The sequence below is a fragment of the Herbidospora galbida genome (assembly GCF_005233835.1).
Classification (GTDB): domain Bacteria; phylum Actinomycetota; class Actinomycetes; order Streptosporangiales; family Streptosporangiaceae; genus Herbidospora; species Herbidospora galbida.
Genome location: NZ_SZQA01000106.1, coordinates 1 through 1,697, shown reverse-complemented (window position 1 = coordinate 1,697; position 1,697 = coordinate 1). Strand labels below are relative to the sequence as shown.

Annotated in this window: 2 protein-coding genes; one reads left to right on the top strand and one right to left on the bottom strand. The window is 78.3% G+C overall.

What is annotated here, in order from left to right; genetic code table 11:
• A partial coding sequence (locus tag FDA94_RS38865) for a helix-turn-helix domain-containing protein (RefSeq protein WP_137252011.1) occupies positions 1-1,378 on the top strand: 1,378 nt, incomplete at its 5' end.
• Here the strand turns inward: FDA94_RS38865 and FDA94_RS38860 are convergent.
• The coding region (locus FDA94_RS38860) for a thioesterase II family protein (protein ID WP_137252010.1) at positions 1,341-1,697 on the bottom strand (357 nt) is incomplete at its 5' end. The two genes, FDA94_RS38865 and FDA94_RS38860, sit on opposite strands and share 38 nt — an antisense overlap.

The window sequence follows — 1,697 nt, the reverse complement described above, 5'->3', positions numbered from 1 at the left end:
CGAGCTGGCCAGGCAGGTGCTCGGCGGCCGGGTCGGGGCGCGCTCCGTCGCCTTCCTGTCGTCGGTGACGGCCGCGCTCGGCGACGCGGGCGAGGCGCAGGCGCTCGTCCTGGCCGAACTGACCGCGCGCGGCGACGCCGACCCGGCCGCCCGCGCGCTGCTGCACGTGCAGGCGCAGTTCGCCAAGGTGCTGGCCGGGCAGATCCCGGCCCGCGCGGACGTCGAGGCGCTGGCCAGGAACGCCGCGCACGAAGACCGCGTCACCGGGGCGGGCCGGCTGGCCCTGCTCGGCATGTGCATGGTCATCGGCGGCCACACCACCCGGGCCGCCGAGCCGCTCCGGGCCGCCGCCCGGCTCCTCGACGGGGAGGAGACGACGGCCGGTTCCCGGGAGGGCGGTCACCTGCTCGTGCTGGCGTGGGCCGAGGCCCTCATGGGGTGGTACGACCAGGCCCGCGCGCACGCCGAACGCGCCCTGTCGGGGGCCCGCGAACGGGGCGAGGCGCACCTGATGGCCCCGCTGCTCGGCACGCTGGGCTACATCCTCTACCACATGGGCCGGCCCGCCGACGCGCACGCCGTCTCGCTGGAGGCGCGGTCGGTCGCCCACCGGATCGGCCGCGACGACCACGTCGGCCTGGCCGACGCGCTGATCGCCGCCTCCTGGGCCCGGCTCGGCCGCCCGACCCTGCCGAACGGCCGCGACGGGGACCTCGTGGCGGCCAGGACCCCGATCAACGCGCTGCTGTTCGCCGAGGCCGCGCTGACGGGCGGCGAACCCGGCCGCGCGCTGGCCGTGCTGCTGCCCTACGAGCCGGAGCCGGGAGACCTGCCCGAGGTGCCCGAGCCGGTCCAGGTCTACGCGGCGTGGTGCTACGAACTGCTGGCCGCGGCGACCCTGCGCGCCGACGACGGCCCGCACACCCGCGTCGCCCGCTGGGCCGAGGCCGCCGCCGACGCCGCGGTCGCCGTCGGGCTGCCGGAGGCCGCCGGATACGCCCAGCTCGCCAAGGGTCACGTGCTCGCGCACGCGCGCCGGTGGGAGCCGGCCGCCCGCTGCTACGAGGAGGCGCTGGCCCTGCTCGGAGACGGCCCTCCGGGGGGCGCGCGGGCCCGGGACCTCGCCCGCGCGGCCGCCCACCACGCGGCCCTCGGCCCGCAGGCCGGCCTGGGCGAGCTGACCTCACGCGAACGCGAGGTCGCCGACCTCGCCGGTGAGGGCCTGAAGACCAAGGACATCGCCGAGCGGCTGCGCATCAGCCCCCGCACGGTGGACGTCCACCTCAACCGCATCTACGCCAAGCTCGGCGTGCCTTCCCGGGCCGCGCTGGTGCGCCTGCTCAGCGTGTCGGAACCGCCCGGACCAGGTCCGCGATGAGGCGGGCCTTGCCCGGCGCGTCGTCGGCGACGAAGAAGTGCCCGCCGGGGAACACCCGCAGGTCGAACCCGCCGGTCGTGTGGTGCCGCCAGGCCGCCACGTCGGCGACCGGCGCCTCCTCGTCGCGTTCGCCGGCGAAGGCCGTCACCGGGCAGGAGACCGGCGCGCCCGGCGTGTCCCGGTAGCCCGCCAGGGCCCGGTGGTCGGCGCGCAGCGCGGGCAGCACCAGCTCCAGCACGTCGGGGTCGGTGAGGCGGTCGGCGTCCGTGCCGCCCAGCGCCCGCACCCGCGCCACGAGCGCGGCGTCGCCGGGCGGCTC